We start from the raw sequence: 17,692 nt of genomic DNA, 5'->3' as shown, positions 1-17,692 counted from the left end.
ATCGATGAGAAAAGAGTGGACAATACTATCCGTAATGATAGCATTCGTGTTGCTATTGGCTGCTTGCAACTCTACCGATAAAGAGCAGACCAACAGTTCTAAAGACAGCGATGATAAGCCAGCTCAAACAGAAGATACTAAAATAGATACAAGTTTACTACCTACTGAAGTAACAAATGAGGGAGATGCTATTCAAGGAGGTACATTACACGTAGGGCTTGTCTCAGATTCACCATTCAAAGGGATTTTCCTTGCTGAGCTATCTGCGGATGCCACAGACGGGTCCATTACAGGTTATGCTTCAAATGGTCTATTTGAGGTCGATGGAGACTTTTTGCTTACGGATGAAGGAATAGCTAAATTGGACGTGGATACTGATAATAAAAAGGCAACAATCACCATTCAAAGCGATGTGAAATGGTCGGATGGCACACCATTAACGGCAGAGGATTTAATCTACCCGTATGAAATTATTGGTCATCCCGATTATGAAGGTGTGCGTTATGATGATGACTTCAAAAATATTATAGGCGCAGAAGAATACCATGATGGCAAAGCTACTACAATTTCTGGTATTAAAAAGATTGATGATAAAACGATAGAAATTTCGTTAAAGAAAGTGTCACCAGCTATTTATTCTGGTGGTGATGGTTTATGGGGCTATGCAGCACCGAAGCATCAACTAGCTTCGATTGCCGTAAAAGATTTGATTTCTTCGGATGCCGTCAGAAAAAATCCGATTACACTTGGGCCATTTAAATTTGACCAAATCGTAAATGGTGAATCCGTGCAGTTTGTAGCAAATGAGCACTATTTTAAAGGGAAACCGAAAATAGAGAAGCTTGTTGTACAAGTCGTTTCAACTTCAACTATTAGTGAAGCATTGAAAGCAGGACAATTTGATATCGCTTCAGTCCCAGCCACTCAATATGATTCTATAAAAAATTTATCGAATATTTCGATATTAGGACGTCCAGAATTATCATACAGCTATTTAGGCTTTAAATTAGGGAAATATGACAAAGAAAAAGGCGAAAATATTTATGATGACAAGGCAAAAATGAATGATATTGATTTACGTAAAGCGATTGCCTATGCAATGGATATTGAAACCGTAACAGATCGATTTTATCAAGGGTTACGCGTGCGTGCCAATTCATTAATTCCACCAGCATTTAAAACATACTATGATGATGCGCTTGAGGGCTATCACTACAATCCTGAAAAAGCGAAAGAATTATTAGATGCAGCAGGCTATAAAGATATAGATGGTGACGGTATTCGTGAAGATAGAGATGGCAATAAGTTTACCATTCGTTTAGCGGCGATGTCAGGCTCTGATACGGCTGAAGCAATCATTGAGTACTATCGTCAAAACTGGAAAGAGGTTGGCTTAGATGTGCAATTAACGACAGGGCGTTTAATTGAATTCAACAACTTCTACGATAAAGTACAAGCAGATGATCCTGAAATTGATATGTTTATTGGTGCGTGGAGTACAGGGACAAACCCATCGCCAGCGGGATTGTATAGTAAAGGTGCCGCATTTAACTTTAGTCGCTTTGTTTCTGATGATTTAACAAAGCTATTAAATGATATAGATTCAGAAGAAGCATTAGATGTAACTTATCGTGCAAAAGCATTCCGTGCTTGGCAAGAGTATATGGCTGACAAGGCAATGGTTGTTCCGATGTTATTCAGTACATCAACGATTGCAATCAATAAACGCATAAAAAGCTATAATATTGATCGTGAAACGGGTACAGAGATTCAAGATCTTGAACTAATAGCTGATGCGCCGATAAAATAAGTGTATAATGGTAAAAATAGTATATATTACAATTTAAGTAATGGAATCAACAAAAAAAGATCCATCCATTGCATATTTTCAATGGATGGATCATATATTATTTATTGGCAACCCAAGTTTTCACAAGGTCAGCAGTGCCATATACATAATGTTGTTCGCCAACTTCATGATATGTTGCGCTTTCATCAACTTCTGTATGCTTGTAAGGAATACGTTGACGGCGTTTTTCTGACATTGGGTCTGGAAGCGGAATTGCTGATAATAATGATTTTGTATAAGGATGAACAGGATGATTGTAAATATCATCAGCTTTACCAATTTCCATAATTTTACCACGGTACATAACAGCGATACGATCACTGATGTATTTAACCATTGAAAGGTCATGGGCAATGAAAAGGTATGTTAAGCCACGTTCTTTTTGTAGTTGTTTTAATAAGTTAACAACTTGCGCTTGAATCGATACGTCAAGTGCAGAGATTGGTTCATCGGCAATGATGAACTTAGGATCTAAGCTAAGCGCACGAGCGATACCAATACGTTGACGTTGACCACCTGAGAATTCATGTGCGTAACGATTTGCGTGCTCTTTGTTTAAACCTACAGCTTCAAGCAATTGGTTGATTTTTTCGCGACGTTCTTTCTTATCCGTATATAAACCATGAATATCGAAAGCTTCTGCAATGATTTCTCCAGCTGTCATACGAGGGTTTAACGATGCGTATGGATCTTGGAAAATCATTTGCATTTGACGATTAAATTTCTTTAAATCGCTCTTCGATTTTTTACCATGGACATTTTCACCGTCGAAAATAATTTCACCCTCTGTAATATCATATAGGCGAATGATTGAGCGACCAGTCGTCGATTTACCACAGCCTGATTCTCCAACAAGTCCAAGTGTTTCACCTTCATAAACATCAAAGCTAATACCATCAACAGCTTTAATAGGGTTGTTTGATGAACCGAAATATTGCTTTACGTTTTTAATTTCAAGAATTTTTTTTGCACCTGTTTTAGTCATTGAATTCTGCCTCCTTCGCTAAAAAGCCCTCAATACGTTTAGCAACCGCATCTGGAAGTGGAATTTTTGGCGCATCAGGATGTAACAACCAAGTTTTTGCAAAGTGAGTATCGCTTACTTGGAACATTGGCGGCTCTTGCTCATAGTCAATCGCCATTGCAAATTCGTTACGAGCAGCAAAAGCATCTCCCTTTGGAGGGTTAGTAAGATCTGGAGGTGAACCAGGAATCGTACGTAATAGCTCGTCCTCATTACTATCTAAATCAGGCATAGAACCAAGTAATCCCCATGTATAAGGATGTTTTGGATTATAGAAAATATCATTTACTGTACCATACTCGACGATTTGACCAGCATACATAACGGCTACGCGGTCTGCCACGTTAGCTACAACGCCTAAGTCATGCGTAATGAAAATGATAGAAGTTTTAGAACTTTTTTGAATTTCTTTCATTAATTCTAAAATTTGTGCTTGGATTGTTACGTCCAATGCTGTTGTTGGCTCATCGGCAATTAACAGCTTAGGATCAGCAGCAAGTGCGATAGCGATTACAACACGTTGACGCATCCCGCCTGAAAACTCATGTGGATATTGATTGTAACGTTTTTCAGGGAATGGAATACCTACTTGCGTTAAAAGTTCGATTGCGCGATTTTTAGCATCAGCCTTCGAAACTTTCTTATGTTGCAAAATTACTTCAGTTATTTGACGTCCGACCTTCATAGTTGGATTCAAACTTGTCATTGGATCCTGGAAGATCATAGCAATATCATTTCCGCGTACTTTTGACATTTCTTTATCAGTAAGTGGAATTAAATCACGACCGTTAAATAAAATTTGTCCTGACTCATAAATACCAGGTGGCTGTGGAATTAATTTCATTAAGGCATTACTCGTAACACTCTTACCAGAGCCAGATTCACCAACGATTGCTAGTGTTTCACCTTCTTTTAAATCAAAGTTTACACCACGCACAGCATGGACAAGTCCTGCATATGTTTTAAAGTTAATTTTTAAATCTTTTACTTCTAAAATTGTTTTACTCATTTCGGCCACCTCCTTATTTACGTAGTTTTGGATCTAGTGCATCACGTAAGCCGTCACCAACAGCGTTAAACGCAAAGATTGTTAGCGAGATAAATACTGCTGGGAAAATTAAACGCCAAGGAGCATTTGTAATAGCTTTATTCCCTTCAGATGCCATTGTACCCCATGAAGCATGCGGAGCAGGAACACCAAGTCCTAAATAACTTAAGAATGACTCAGTGAAAATAGCAGACGGAATTGTTAGAGTCATTGTTACTAAAATAGCACCAAGTGCATTTGGAATTAAATGTTTTAAGATTAAATGCATTGTGCTCGCACCTAAAGTACGTGCAGCTAGTACATATTCTTGATTTTTAATGGATAATACTTCACCACGAACGATACGAGCCATGCTAATCCAGCCTGTAATCGAAAGAGCGATAATCATAGGGAATAAACCTGGTTGTAAAACTACTAATAAAACGATTACAACTAAAAGGTAAGGCACAGCTGTTAATACGTCGGCAATACGCATCATAATATTATCAACACGACCACCTGCTAAACCTGAAATACTTCCCCAAAGAACACCAATCACTAAGTCAATAATAGCCGCTGTAATCCCGATGAATAGGGAAATACGAGCACCTGCCCAAATACGTACGAAAATATCACGACCTAAATCATCTGTCCCAAACCAAAAATCAGCAGATGGGGGACTGTTGTAAACACCAAGTTGATCGCTATATTTATATTGTGAAAGCATTGGAACAGTAATCGCCATGATAATAACGATAATCAGTGTAATTAAACCGAAAATTGCCATTTTATTATGTGAAAAGCGAATAAATACTTCCTTCCAGAAGGAAACGGATTTATCAGCTAATTTATCTGTTGCTTCATGATTTCCACCGACAATTTTAAACATATCTTTGTTAATCGGTTGCTGTGTCATTACTTTTTCGCTCCCTTCAACTTAATTCGCGGATCAACAATGCTATATAGAATATCGACAATTAATACCGCAAATAAAAGGATGATTGAATAGAACACTGTCGTTCCCATGATAACTGTGTAATCACGGTTTGTAATACTTTGTACAAAGTGTTTACCTAGACCAGGGATTGCGAATATTTGTTCAACGATGAAACTACCTGTTACAACACCAGCTGTTAATGGTCCAAGGTAAGTAAGAACTGGCAGTAAGGAATTTCGTAAAGTATGGCGGAAAACGATTGTCCATTTGCCAATTCCTTTAGCACGTGCCATTTTTACATAATCACTGCTATTTTGCTCAAGCATACTTGAACGTGTTAATTTTGCGATAAAGCCCATGTGTGAGAATGCGATAGCAAGGGCAGGTAAAACACTATAGATGAAGCCCTTCCATCCACTAACAGGGAACCAGCCTAATTTAAATGCTAAGAAATACTGCATTAAGCCTGCCAAAATAAATGATGGTACTGAAATACCGAGCACCGCAAAGGTCGTTGCCAAATAATCCGGCCATTTATTATGATAAAGCGCTGAAACTACGCCTATTAATACACCGAATCCAATCGCCAGTAGCATAGCTTCAATCCCAAGTGTTAACGAAACTGGGAAGCTCTCATTAATCATATCATTTGTAGAACGCGCTTTATACTTCATAGACTCACCGAAATTAAATGAGGCCGTATCGATTAAATAATCTTTATATTGAATATACCAAGGGTTATTTAATCCATACGTTTCGTTTAACTTTTCCTCAATTTGAGGAGGGAAATTACGTTCACTTGCAAAAGGACTACCTGGAGCAAGACGCATTAAGAAAAACGTAGCCGTTACGATGACGAAAAGCGCGAGAAGTATATACATCAGCCTTTTCAAAATATATTTAATCACATAAAACTCCTCCTTCTATTTGTCAATTTTCTGACAAATAAATGCCTTCGTATTTTAAAAAGAGCTGACTCGCGCCGAAGTGGCCACGAGGCAGCTCTTCGCTGTAGAGCTTAAAAGATAAAAGATTCAGTAGTGAAAATTATTCCACATCAACATATTTAAGTTTAATGTTACCTAAAATATCTGGAACCATGTTTTTAACTTTTTTATCAACTACTGAAAGGTTAGTGTAGTAGTAGATTGGCGCAACAGGGAATTCAGAAACTGCGATAGATTCAGCTTGTTTTAATAGGTCTAAACGTTTAGCAGAATCACCTTCAGCAATAGATTGTTTTAACAATTCTTTGTATTTAGGGTTTTCCCAGCCTGTATCGTTGTTACCATTTGCTGCTGTATCATACATTTCAAGGAATGAATAAGCATCGTTGTAGTCAGCAATCCAACCCATACGTCCTACTTGGTAGTCAAGAACGTTAAGTTTTTCTAAATACACTTGCCATTCAGAGTTATCAAGACCTACAGTAATACCAAGGTTTTTGCTCCAGCCTTCTTGGATGAATTGAGCAATAGAAGCATGTCCTTCACTTGTATTGAATGAAACATTAATTTTAAGATCTTTTGGATCTTTAATACCAAGTTCTTTCATACCAGCTTCAAGTGCTGCTTTAGCACCTTCGATATCGTTATCTTTGAAGTAACCACGGTCTTCTTCAAAACCGCTAATTGCAGATGGAACCATACCTAAAGCAGGTTTTTGTTCACCTTTAGTAATGTTGTCAATTAAGCCTTGACGATCGATTGCTAAAGTTAACGCTTTACGGATGTTAGCGTTTCCAGTAATTTTGTCTGTTGTATTGAATTTATACCAGTATACACCAGCATAGTCAGCGATTTGTAATGAACCGTCTGCTTTAAAGCCATCAATTTCATCAAGTGAAACTGTTTGATAAGGAGAACCTAAATAATCGATTTCTCCAGTTTTGAACATTGTTGAAGCAGTTGCTTCATTTTCAACCATACCAATGTTTACAGTATCTAGAGCTACACTAGAAGCATCCCAATACTCAGGGTTTTTCTTTAATACTACTGAATCATTGTGTTTCCAAGTATCTAATGTGAATGGTCCGTTCGTTACGAAGTTTTCACCAGCATCAGTGTACCAGTTATCATTGCCTTCAACTACTTTTTGATTTAAAGGAGCATATGTTTTAAATGCAACTAACTCTAAGAAGTAAGCAGTTGGTTGTTGTAAAGTTACAACTAAAGTTTTGTCATCTTCAGCTTTAACACCAACATCATCAGCAGAACCTTCGCCTAAGTTATAAGCTTCAGCGCCTTTAATTGGGTAAAGTAAAGATGCGTACTCTGATAAGTTTTCAGGATTTAAAGCCCATTTCCAAGCATATTCGAAGTCGCCAGCAACTACTGGATCTCCGTTTGTCCATTTTGCATCACGTAATTTGAAAGTGTAAGTTAATAAATCTTCACTCTCTGTATAGCTTTCTGCCATACCAGGAGCTGGTTTTCCATCAAGGTCTAAAACCATTAAACCTTCAAATACATTTTGAAGAATTGCTCCAGAAGTTGTATCTGTTGCAAGTTGTGGATGTAAAGATGGCGGCTCAGAAGCTACAACTACATTCAACTCTTTTGAAGAAGCTGTTTCTGAAGAACCAGAATCTTTTTTATCGTCTTTTGCTTTGTCAGACGAATCTCCACCGAAGCCACATGCAGCAAGTACTAGTGAAAATACTGCAAGGACTGTTAGTAATAAAAACTTTTTGTTCTTATTCATGTGAATCCCCCTTATACAATTTTTAAGCCTTTTGTGAAGCTCCTATTTAATATACCAAAAAAGTCATTGTGCACAAAATAAAAAAGATTCAAATTTATATAGTATTATCTGACATTTACAAGAATAATAATTTTCTTCGGTCTATCACTTTAGTGTAAAAAAGTGTTTAAATAATGAGAATTTGATTTAAAACAGCTAAAAATATCAAAAATAAAACAAAATCGAAAAAATGATTTACTATACGGAAAATTCCTATTTTTTTGATAATATTACGACCGAATAAAAAATGATTCAAAAGTCACGGTTGTTATACATTAAGAAATTTACATAGTTTTGTAGAAAATCATCGTAAAACTAAGTGAATATGATTTTTTATAAGGGAATTTCTTGTAATTTCTAATCTAAAAATATGAATAATACTATCTATAAATGATATATAAAAATTTTGTTTTGTATTTATCTAGTATTTAGCTTTAAGAGAGAAAAAAAGGGAAAAGGAGAGAAATATGTATGAAATAGCATGCAATTTAATAGATAAAATAGAACCATTGGAGTGCAAAATAGTAGTCTAATATTTTTTTAAAATAATACAACGACGCTTTAGAAAGATGCTGCAGACATGAAAAGGAGTGATTTTGGAACTTTTAGAAATCAATATTAAGTTTATTTTTCTATTTTTCAGCAAAAATTTACAAAGCCATATGTAATTTGTATAAAAAAGATGTTTTACTAACTTTTTATTTAATGTTCGTCTACATAACTGAATGATTGATAAATATATAGATATAAAAACACCCCAGGCAAACTTCATGCCTGGAGTGCTTCTTTAAAGTTTATAACTTAAACTGATGAATCTGATCTTGTAAATCGAGAGCCTTTTCACTTAAATCTGTTGCAACTAAGTTTACTTGTTGGATTGTCGCTGCTTGTTCTATCATCGCATCAGCGATAATTTGTGTATTGTCAGCACTTGCAGAAGCACCGTAAGCAATTTCAGCAACCGATGCAGCAACTTGTTCAGCGCTAGCGGATATTTCTTCAGAAGTTGCAGAAATATCTTCAATTTGATCTGACATTGTATTAATTGCTTGTACGATGGATTCAAAGGCTAGCCCTGCATTTCCTATCATTTTAACACCATCTGTTACAGAATGAAGGCCATCAAATACTGCCTTTTCAACATTTTTAGTATCTTGCTGGATGTCTTGTGTTAAAGCGACAATTTGATTGGCAGATTGTTTTGATTCTTCCGCTAGCTTGCGGACCTCATCAGCTACTACAGCGAAGCCTTTACCGTGTTCACCAGCACGGGCTGCTTCGATTGCGGCATTAAGTGCAAGTAAATTTGTTTGATCGGTAATTGTTGTTATGACTTCTGTAATATTGCTTATTTCTACTGATTGTTTACTCAGTTTTTGAACGAGCGTGTTAATTAGTTGTGTTGAATCATTGATAACATTCATTTGTTGTTGAGCTTCTTCTATTATGTTGTTACCACTGTTGGCTGTTTCCGATGTAGCAATAGCATTTTGGTGAAGTTGTTGTGTTGCTTCAGCAATACGTTGTACACCTGTAGCAGTTTCATCCATAGCAGCAGCACTTTCCTTTGCAGCGATTGTTGCAGCTGCGGCTGAAGTAGCGGTTTCATTAATACGGGAAGTTACCTCTTCGGTTGTAGCTGAAACTTCTTCGGTAGAGGCTGTTAACTCCTCAGCTGCACCTGTTAAATGTTCAGAGTTTTCTTGTATATGTGTCATTAAATTACGGACGTTGCTTTTCATCGTGTTAAAAGATATTGCCAGTTGGCCAATTTCATCTTTCGATTGATTCGCGATATCTTGGTGATATAATTCACCGTTTGCAATATTATTAGCTGCGGCTACAACGGATTTTAAAGGACGAGTAATTTTGCGTTGTACATAGAACATAAGGAAGATACCGAGTGTTACACCGATAATAATTGCAATGACAGAAATAATTTGAGAATTTTTTACTGCCTGTTTCGATTCCTTGGTAATAATTTCTAATTGATTCTTTTGATAGTCTACAATTTTATCAGAGACATCTGATAGTCCTCTGTTCGCTTGTTGGGCTTCACCATTTACTTTTTTTAAAGCTTCTTCTATATTACCTTCTTCGTGTAAAGCCAAAACAGCATCAGCTGCTTTGTTAAAATCATTGTTATATGTATTAAGCTCTTTAGCGTACTCAATCATATCAGGTGAATCTGCTTTTTCTGTAATTTCGTCAACATGCTCATCAAGCATTAATGCATATTTTTCAAAACTCTCCTTATTATATGGAGTATCTTCTATAAATATTGCACGAATAAAAAGACCTTGCATTGCCAATTCAATTTTAATATTATCTGATAGTTCAACTAAAGAGACACGTTTTTCTAAAGCTTCTTCTACTTTATTTTCAATTTTAGTAAATTGGATAAATAAAATAAGCAAAGACAGGAATAAGGTAAAGATTATCGAGAAAAAACCGAAGCTTAACTTTTTGCCTACAGACATAGTGAATACGCCCTTTCCGAATTGAGAAAAATTTTTATAGTTAAATTAAGACATCGTGGAGGCTAGAAGTCAATAACAGAAGGTAGAAACAGTGCAGAATGTTCATTGTGGTAATCTTAAAATACCGATATAGGGAACATAGTCTGTGAAAATCACAAATGTCATGGATTTTTATCTATTTATAGTACACATTACGGAGGAGGATTTTAGAAAAAGAAAAATACGATGCAAAATGCATCGTATTCCTATCTTTAAGACTGTTTTTTTAACTGTAAAATGACAGTTTCTTCTGGATCGATAAATAATGTTTTTTGTTCGAAATAGATAACAAATCCAGGTTTAGCACCATTTGGCTTTTTGACTTGACGTATTTCTGTATAGTCTACTGGAACTGAGGAAGAGTCGCGAGCTTTGGAGAAATACGCGGCAAGTGTTGCGGCTTCTCTCAATGTCGTTTCATCTGGCTCAGTAGCGTGAATGACTACATGCGAACCTGGTATGTCCTTTGTATGTAGCCATGTATCTGTCCGCTTCGCAATTTTAAATGTTAGCATGTCATTTTGTTTATTGTTTTTTCCTACTGAAATCGGTGTCCCTGTAGATGATATATAACGTTCTGGCTCAGGCTTTAGTTGTTTTTTCTTTTTCTTAGCGTGACGTAATTTTAAATAGCCTTGTTCGGCTAATTCCTCACGAATTTCTTCTATATCACCTGGGGATGCCTGTTGAACCTGTTGCGCTAGCATTTCAAAATATGTTATTTCCTCTTTTGTTTTTTCAAGCTGCTCTTGTACCATAATAAGGGCGTTTTTAGCTTTTGTGTATTTTGTGTAATAACTTTGCGCATTTTCAATAGGTGTTTTACGTTCGCTTACAGGAATCGTAATTTCTTCAGCGGACTCACTATAATAGTTAGTTACTGTTACTTCCTTCACACCTTTTTCGAAAGCGTAAATATTGGCCATAAGCAGTTCCCCAAACAATTGGAATTGATCTAGTTTGGATGCACGTTCATAGTCTTTTGTCAGTTTTTTTATTTTTAATGACAATTTATCAATTTCATTTTGTAGCCAGCGTTCTAAATCTCCTGCCTGTTGCTTCACTCGATCTCGCTCCGCGCGCGCGAAAAATACGCGATCAAGCAGCTCATGTAAATTCGGATAAACGGTTTTTTCTCCTTGTAAATGGGTTAAAGCGATAGGGGAGAAATAGGTTTTGTTATTAGCAAATACATACATCGGTTCTGTGCCACCATCACGAAAGGCAGCCATAAAGTCTCTGAAACATATAACTTTATTAGCTGTAGATGCTAAACGGAATAATAACTCCTCGGCATGTAATGGCGAAAAGCCAACAAATTGTGAAACTACTTCCTTTGCTGTTTTCGGCTCATTAAAAAATACAGTTAGCTGCTCATCTGTTACCGTTAGTGGTTGCCATTTATTTTGTGCAGGTGGTGCGATATAAGGCTGCCCTGGTAATATAGTGCGGAAACTATTCATCGATGGTGATAAATGTTTTAAACTATCGATAATTTTAGTTTGTTCCTTATCTATTAATAGCAGGTTACTATGTCGACCCATAATCTCTGCGTGTAATTCTCGTACAATTGGATCGCCAATTTCATTTTTGCTTTGGATTTCTACTATAATAATGCGATCTAGGTCATGCTGTTTAATAGAAGAAATAAAACCACCTTCTATATGTTTACGTAATAACATACAAAACATAGGAGGTTCTGAGGGATTTTCTATTGTTTGCTCAGTAAGATGTACACGTGCATAGGAAGGGTGGATAGAAAACAATAATTTATGGTTGCCACCATTTGCACGAATTTGTAAAACAACTTCTTGAGCGTTAGGTTGATGTATTTTAGTAATACGACCTGTTACTAATTGTTGCAGGTCTGTTGTCATTGAATAAGTAAATAAGCCATCGAATGCCATTTTAGTTCCTCTTTCCAACGATTTATTGCATCATTGTGTATTCGTATATAAATAGTAATCTTTGCACATGCATTGGCAGTGTATATGAACAGATAGGATGGAATTCTCCTATTTTAAGGTGTGTTCAAATAGCCATCTTACGCATGAATGCATTTTTTGTATGTTTATCATAGCATTTTTTAGGTGAATATTAAAATATAGCTTCAGATGTGGTAGAATTAATTTTTGCACTAGCGAATTTTTTGTGGAGAGACGTCATAAATGACGGAGCTTATGTTATAATAATCCCAGTATGCAAAGAAAGGTGTGACGAACCTTGGTGCGTAGTATGACTGGTTTTGGCAGAGGTGTCACAACAACAAGAGACTTTCAGTTAACCGTAGAAATACGCTCGGTCAACCATCGTTTTTTAGAAATTCATGCAAAGTTTCCAAAAGAATGGCTAGAAGCAGAAATTTTTGCTAAGAAATTGATTTCACAAGCTTTATCACGTGGGAAAATTGATGTGATGGTATATGTGAAGGATTTAGAAAACGTCGAGCAATCTATTGAAATTAATTGGTCATTAATTGAAGCGTATCGTAAGGCAAAAGAGCAATTAGCAAGTAAAGTACCACTAGAAGAAAAATGGACAATGCAGGAGCTACTAGCGCTAGAGCAAGCGTTAGTACAGAAAAAACCGCAACTAATGCCAGAGGATTTATTGGGGGCAGTTGAACATGCGGTAGCAGAAGCTACTCGACAGTTGATCCAAATGCGTGAGCGTGAAGGGCAAGAATTGCAAGATGTTGTTGTACAATATAAAGAACAGTTAATGGAACAAGTGAATCAAATTCGCTCTTATTCCTCACTTGCTGTTGAAAAATATCGTACACGATTATTAGAACGAATTGCTGAAATAGCAGATGGAGCGCTCTTAGAAGATCGTTTGCTCGCGGAAGTAGCAATATTTGCAGAGCGAGTGGACATAACAGAAGAGTTAGATCGATTAGATAGTCATTTTAACCAGCTGGAAGAAACACTATTAGAAACAGTTTCAATCGGACGTAAATTAGACTTTTTAATGCAGGAGATTCATCGCGAAATTAATACAATAGGTTCAAAAAATCAATCGACAGAAGCAGCCGTTGCAGTAGTTCAGGCAAAAACAATTTTAGAAAAGATGCGAGAGCAAGTTCAAAATATCGAATAACATGCTTGCATCTGTTATAAATTAAGGGAGATATAGAGAATAAATGATAAAAGAACGTGGATTATTAATTGTTCTGTCTGGCCCATCTGGTGTAGGAAAAGGGACAGTGCGAAAAGAATTATTTTCTCAACCGAATACGAATTATGAGTATTCCATCTCAATGACAACACGAAATCCTCGCGAAGGTGAAGTAGATGGTGTAGACTATTTTTTTAAGTCGCGTGAAGAGTTTGAAACGTTAATTGAACAAGGTGGCTTATTAGAACATGCTGAATTTGTAGGAAATTACTACGGCACTCCGATAACGTATGTAAATGAAACACTTGATGCTGGTCGTGATGTATTTTTGGAGATTGAAGTACAAGGAGCAGCACAAATTCGTAAAAAAGCACCGGATGCCTTATTTATTTTCTTAGCCCCTCCGAGTTTAACGGAATTAAAAGATCGTTTAGTTGGTCGTGGGACGGAAACAGCAGATGTTATTGCAAAGCGCATCGCAACTGCAAGTGAAGAGCTTGAAATGATGAGCTTATATGATTATGTAGTTGAAAATGATGAAGTGACGAATGCCTGTGATCGTATAAATGCGATTATTAAAGCCGAGCATTGTCGTAGAGAACGTGTTGAAAAAAGATATTTGTCAATGTTGAGAGGAGAATAAACCAATGTTATACCCATCAGTAGATGCCTTAAAAAAAGAGATCGATTCTAAATATTCTTTAGTAAGTTTAGCATCAAAACGTGCTCGTCAAATGCAAGAAATCGAAGGTACTGAGCGCTTGCACAAATATGTTTCCTATAAATATGTAGGAAAAGCGCTTGAAGAGGTAGCAGCAGGCGTACTTACGAAAGTATCACAAGATGAGTCAGCTGTGTACGAAGACGAAATCTAACATTGATGGTATAAAGCTTTTGCCAAGTTAATGTTAAAATCTGCAGTGATTTTTTGATTATACAAGAATGCCGAGAGCTCCCGAGGAATTGTCCTTTGGGAGCTTATCGTTTGAAAGGACGACATTGTAGATGAACAAAAATATTTTACTTTGTGTATCAGGTGGTATTGCTGTTTATAAAGCTGTAGCACTAGTGAGTAAACTATCTCAGGCAGGTGCCAACGTAAAGGTCATTATGACAGCATCGGCGCGACAGTTTGTTAATCCGTTAAGCTTTCAAGTCATGTCAAAAAATGATGTCTATTTCGATACCTTTGATGAAAAGGATTCAAAGGTAATTGCCCATATAGATTTAGCAGATTGGGCAGATTTAATTATAGTTGCACCAGCAACTGCTAATGTCATTGGTAAACTCGCAAACGGAATTGCTGATGATATGGTGACAACGACTTTACTTGCCGCAACTGCGCCTGTTTGGATTGCGCCAGCGATGAATGTTCATATGTATGATCATCCAGCAGTAAAGCGAAATTTGGCACAGCTAGCAGCTGATGGCTATCAGTTTATTGAACCGTCTGAAGGCTTTTTAGCGTGTGGCTATGTTGGCAAAGGTCGTTTAGAGGAACCAGAAAAGATTACAGCTCTTGTGCAAGATTATTTTTCATCCAAGGTTAAACCACTTGCAGGCAAAACGGTGCTTGTTACAGCGGGTGCATGGTATATCCCTATGGACGATCAACAACATGTCATTAGTACAAATGCAAATGGTAGGATTGGACATGCGTTAGTGAACGAGGCACAAACACTTGGAGCACATGCGATTCTATTAGGTGGAGAAGCATCAAATGCTAATGAACTGATAGCGCAAGTCGAACAATTAAAAAAACAATATCCACAGGCATTTTTACTTCACGCGGCTAATATACCAACTATAGAAAGTGCCCCTATCATGTCTGTTGATGGTACGACTGCAGTAACTTTTGGACAAAAAGTGGTTGGGGAGCCGATTGTACAAGTTATATCAAACGAATGGATTGATTTTAGTCATGTAGCGAACGTAAATGGTGAAGAATTGGATGTCTCAGACGCCGCACAATTTGCGAAAGAGCTATGGCAGCTTGTATTACAAGGTGAGACGCAATGAGTTTATATGCTGAGATTATAGTGGATGTTTCGACATACCATGTAGATCGCACATTTGACTATGCTGTTCCTGAAGAGTGGTTAGCTGTAATAGAAAAAGGTTGTCGTGTGAAAGTACCTTTTGGACCGAGAAATGTACTAGGATTTGTTGTAGGTTTAAAAAACGATACAGATGTTCCTGAAAACAAAATAAAGCCAATCGCACAAATTTTAGATATTGAGCCTGTTTTCACTGAAGAAATGCTGTTGATGGCAAAGTGGTTAAAAAACGAAACAATTTGTTATGAAATTGATGCTTTACAAGTAATGCTACCTTCTGCACTTCGGGCAAAGTATGAAAAAATAGTGACATTACAAGTAGAGCAAGCTTCGTTGCCATTAGAAGTTCAGGAGATTTTTGGAAAACGCCATAAGGCAAACTTTAAAGAATTTGAACGTGCGGGCTTATTGCCGTTATTAAAACAACTGATTGCAGATAAAATCGTAAAGATAGAAAATGTTGTAAAGCAACAAGGCAACGTGAAAGAAGTGCGCATGGTCAAAATTGCGGAAGACGAACAAGCTCTTAGTAAAGCACTGATAGAAGCATCGAGAGCTGCAAAGCAACGGTCTTTAATTGAATGGATGACTTCACATCTTGGAGAAATATTCACGCCCCAGCAAATTTATGAGGCAACAGCAGTATCTGCTGCTGTATTACAAGCGGTCATTGATAAAGGAGCTGCGTGCTTTATACAAGAAGAAGTGTATCGAGATCCTTTTACAAATGAAGTTGCGCGTACACAATCACTACAATTAACAGACGAGCAGGCTGTTGCATTAAATGCAATTTCACACGCTCTTGAAACACATGCCGCTACAACTTTTTTATTGCAAGGTGTAACAGGCAGTGGTAAAACGGAAGTCTACTTACAGGCGATTCAAAAAGTTTTAAATGAAGGTAAAGAAGCGATCATGCTAGTACCTGAAATTTCTTTAACACCGCAAATGACAGAACGCTTCCGTAGCCGCTTCGGTGAGATGGTTGCGGTCATGCATAGTGGGTTATCTGTAGGTGAGAAGTATGATGAATGGCGAAAAATTCAACAGGGTAAAGTAAGAGTAGTAGTTGGTGCTCGTTCAGCTATTTTTGCACCTTTTACAAATTTGGGACTTATCATTTTAGATGAGGAGCATGAATCTACCTACAAGCAGGAGGACTCTCCACGCTATCATGCGCGAGATGTAGCAATTTGGCGTAGCCAATATTATCAATGTCCTGTCATTTTAGGTAGTGCGACACCTGCCCTTGAGTCATATGCCCGTGCAAAAAAAGGTGTCTACACACTACTTACATTAAAACAACGTGCACTACACCAGGCGATGCCGACTGTCTATGTAGCAGATATGCGAGAAGAACTTCAAAAAGGAAACCGCTCTATGTTTTCTGAACTGCTTATTGAAGGGATTCGTACTCGACTTGAACGACGGGAACAGATGGTGTTATTTTTAAATCGAAGAGGGTATTCGTCATTTGTGCTATGTCGTGATTGTGGTACTGTCGTACAATGTCCGAACTGTGATATTTCACTAACCTACCATCGCACTACTGAAAAACTGAAGTGTCATTACTGTGGGTATGAAGAGCATGTACCACAAATTTGTCCGCAATGTCAAAGTGATCATATACGGTATTTTGGAACAGGGACGCAAAAAGTGGAAGAAGAAATTTTTAAGCTATTTCCAGAGGCTAGGGTGCTAAGAATGGATGTGGACACTACAAAGCACAAAGGGGCACATGAAGAGATTTTGCAAGCATTTGGTGAGGGGCAAGCCGACATTTTACTCGGTACGCAAATGATTGCAAAGGGACTTGATTTTCCTAATATTACACTTGTTGGTGTGCTTAGTGCTGATACATCTCTGCATCTACCAGATTACCGCGCGGCGGAACGGACGTTTCAGTTACTTACACAGGTAAGTGGTAGGGCAGGACGCCATGATAAACCAGGTGAGGTCGTTATTCAAACGTATACGCCAGAGCATTATGCAATTGAATTAGCTAAAGTACAAGATTACGAGCCATTTTATGAACGGGAAATGTTTTTACGTCGTCGTTCAGGCTACCCACCTTACTATTTCGTTGCGCTTATACAAGTATCGCATGAAGATGTAATGATGGCAGCCGAGTATGCTGGGCGAGCTGGGGATTGGCTTCGAGGGAATTTATCAAATCAAGTGTCTATTATAGGCCCAACAGTTGCAAGTATTAGCCGTCTCCAAAATAGATATCGCTATCAATGTTTGATAAAATATAAAATTGAACCAAATCTGATACCTGTATTGCAACGATTGCTTGCAATGTATCGAGCAGAATGGATAAAACAGGGCATATTAATGACGGTTGATTTAGACCCGTCTACTATATAGGAATGCGATGAGATATGCTTGCATGCAAGTTCAGTTTATTAGTTATTGGC

General features: G+C 37.3%; 13 protein-coding genes. 6 read left to right on the top strand and 7 right to left on the bottom strand.

Going from position 1 to position 17,692, the window contains the following annotated elements:
• Positions 1-4 precede the first annotated feature (4 nt).
• On the top strand, positions 5-1,810 hold the full coding sequence (locus JNUCC52_RS08810; protein ID WP_337981929.1) for an oligopeptide ABC transporter substrate-binding protein: 1,806 nt from the start codon (positions 5-7) through the stop codon (positions 1,808-1,810).
• Between the two features lie 97 nt (positions 1,811-1,907).
• On the opposite strand, the gene JNUCC52_RS08805 is transcribed toward JNUCC52_RS08810, so the two are convergent.
• From JNUCC52_RS08805 to JNUCC52_RS08775, 7 genes are all read right to left on the bottom strand, one after another.
• A complete protein-coding gene (locus JNUCC52_RS08805; RefSeq protein ID WP_173477819.1) occupies positions 1,908-2,834 on the bottom strand; it encodes an ABC transporter ATP-binding protein in 927 nt (308 codons plus the stop codon).
• Positions 2,827-3,882, bottom strand: a complete 1,056-nt coding sequence (locus JNUCC52_RS08800; protein ID WP_173477818.1) for an ABC transporter ATP-binding protein — start codon at positions 3,880-3,882, stop codon at positions 2,827-2,829. The genes JNUCC52_RS08805 and JNUCC52_RS08800 overlap by 8 nt, the downstream gene beginning before the upstream one ends.
• A gap of 13 nt (positions 3,883-3,895) precedes the next feature.
• The gene (locus JNUCC52_RS08795; protein WP_337981928.1) at positions 3,896-4,816 is read right to left on the bottom strand and encodes an ABC transporter permease; all 921 of its coding nucleotides are present in this window, start codon (positions 4,814-4,816) and stop codon (positions 3,896-3,898) included.
• Complete coding sequence (locus tag JNUCC52_RS08790) at positions 4,816-5,745, bottom strand: ABC transporter permease (protein ID WP_337981927.1); 930 nt, start codon at positions 5,743-5,745, stop codon at positions 4,816-4,818. Before JNUCC52_RS08790 ends, JNUCC52_RS08795 begins: the two co-directional genes overlap by 1 nt.
• A 139-nt stretch (positions 5,746-5,884) precedes the next feature.
• The gene (locus tag JNUCC52_RS08785) at positions 5,885-7,540 is read right to left on the bottom strand and encodes a peptide ABC transporter substrate-binding protein (protein WP_337981926.1); all 1,656 of its coding nucleotides are present in this window, start codon (positions 7,538-7,540) and stop codon (positions 5,885-5,887) included.
• 833 nt (positions 7,541-8,373) lie between these two features.
• Positions 8,374-10,059, bottom strand: coding sequence for a methyl-accepting chemotaxis protein (locus tag JNUCC52_RS08780; RefSeq protein WP_337981925.1), 1,686 nt, complete (start codon positions 10,057-10,059; stop codon positions 8,374-8,376).
• Between the two features lie 251 nt (positions 10,060-10,310).
• A complete protein-coding gene (locus JNUCC52_RS08775) occupies positions 10,311-12,005 on the bottom strand; it encodes an Rqc2 family fibronectin-binding protein (RefSeq protein ID WP_337981924.1) in 1,695 nt (564 codons plus the stop codon).
• A gap of 316 nt (positions 12,006-12,321) precedes the next feature.
• Here JNUCC52_RS08775 and JNUCC52_RS08770 point away from each other — a divergent pair, with 316 nt between their 5' ends.
• From JNUCC52_RS08770 to priA, 5 genes are all read left to right on the top strand, one after another.
• Positions 12,322-13,197 carry a YicC/YloC family endoribonuclease gene (locus tag JNUCC52_RS08770; RefSeq protein ID WP_173477813.1) on the top strand — a complete coding sequence of 292 codons (876 nt, stop codon included), beginning with the start codon at positions 12,322-12,324 and terminating at the stop codon, positions 13,195-13,197.
• A 43-nt stretch (positions 13,198-13,240) separates the two neighbouring features.
• Positions 13,241-13,858 carry a guanylate kinase gene (gmk, locus tag JNUCC52_RS08765; RefSeq protein WP_173477812.1) on the top strand — a complete coding sequence of 206 codons (618 nt, stop codon included), beginning with the start codon at positions 13,241-13,243 and terminating at the stop codon, positions 13,856-13,858.
• Between the two features lie 4 nt (positions 13,859-13,862).
• Complete coding sequence (gene rpoZ / locus JNUCC52_RS08760) at positions 13,863-14,090, top strand: DNA-directed RNA polymerase subunit omega (RefSeq protein ID WP_173477811.1); 228 nt, start codon at positions 13,863-13,865, stop codon at positions 14,088-14,090.
• A 130-nt stretch (positions 14,091-14,220) separates the two neighbouring features.
• Entirely contained in the window at positions 14,221-15,234 is a 1,014-nt protein-coding gene (coaBC, locus tag JNUCC52_RS08755; protein WP_337981923.1) for a bifunctional phosphopantothenoylcysteine decarboxylase/phosphopantothenate--cysteine ligase CoaBC, read from the top strand.
• Entirely contained in the window at positions 15,231-17,642 is a 2,412-nt protein-coding gene (gene priA / locus JNUCC52_RS08750) for a primosomal protein N' (RefSeq protein ID WP_173477809.1), read from the top strand. Before coaBC ends, priA begins: the two co-directional genes overlap by 4 nt.
• Positions 17,643-17,692 lie beyond the last annotated feature (50 nt).

This window comes from Lysinibacillus sp. JNUCC-52 (assembly GCF_015999545.1).
Classification (GTDB): Bacteria; Bacillota; Bacilli; order Bacillales_A; family Planococcaceae; genus Lysinibacillus.
This window is presented reverse-complemented; position numbering and strand designations above follow the sequence as displayed.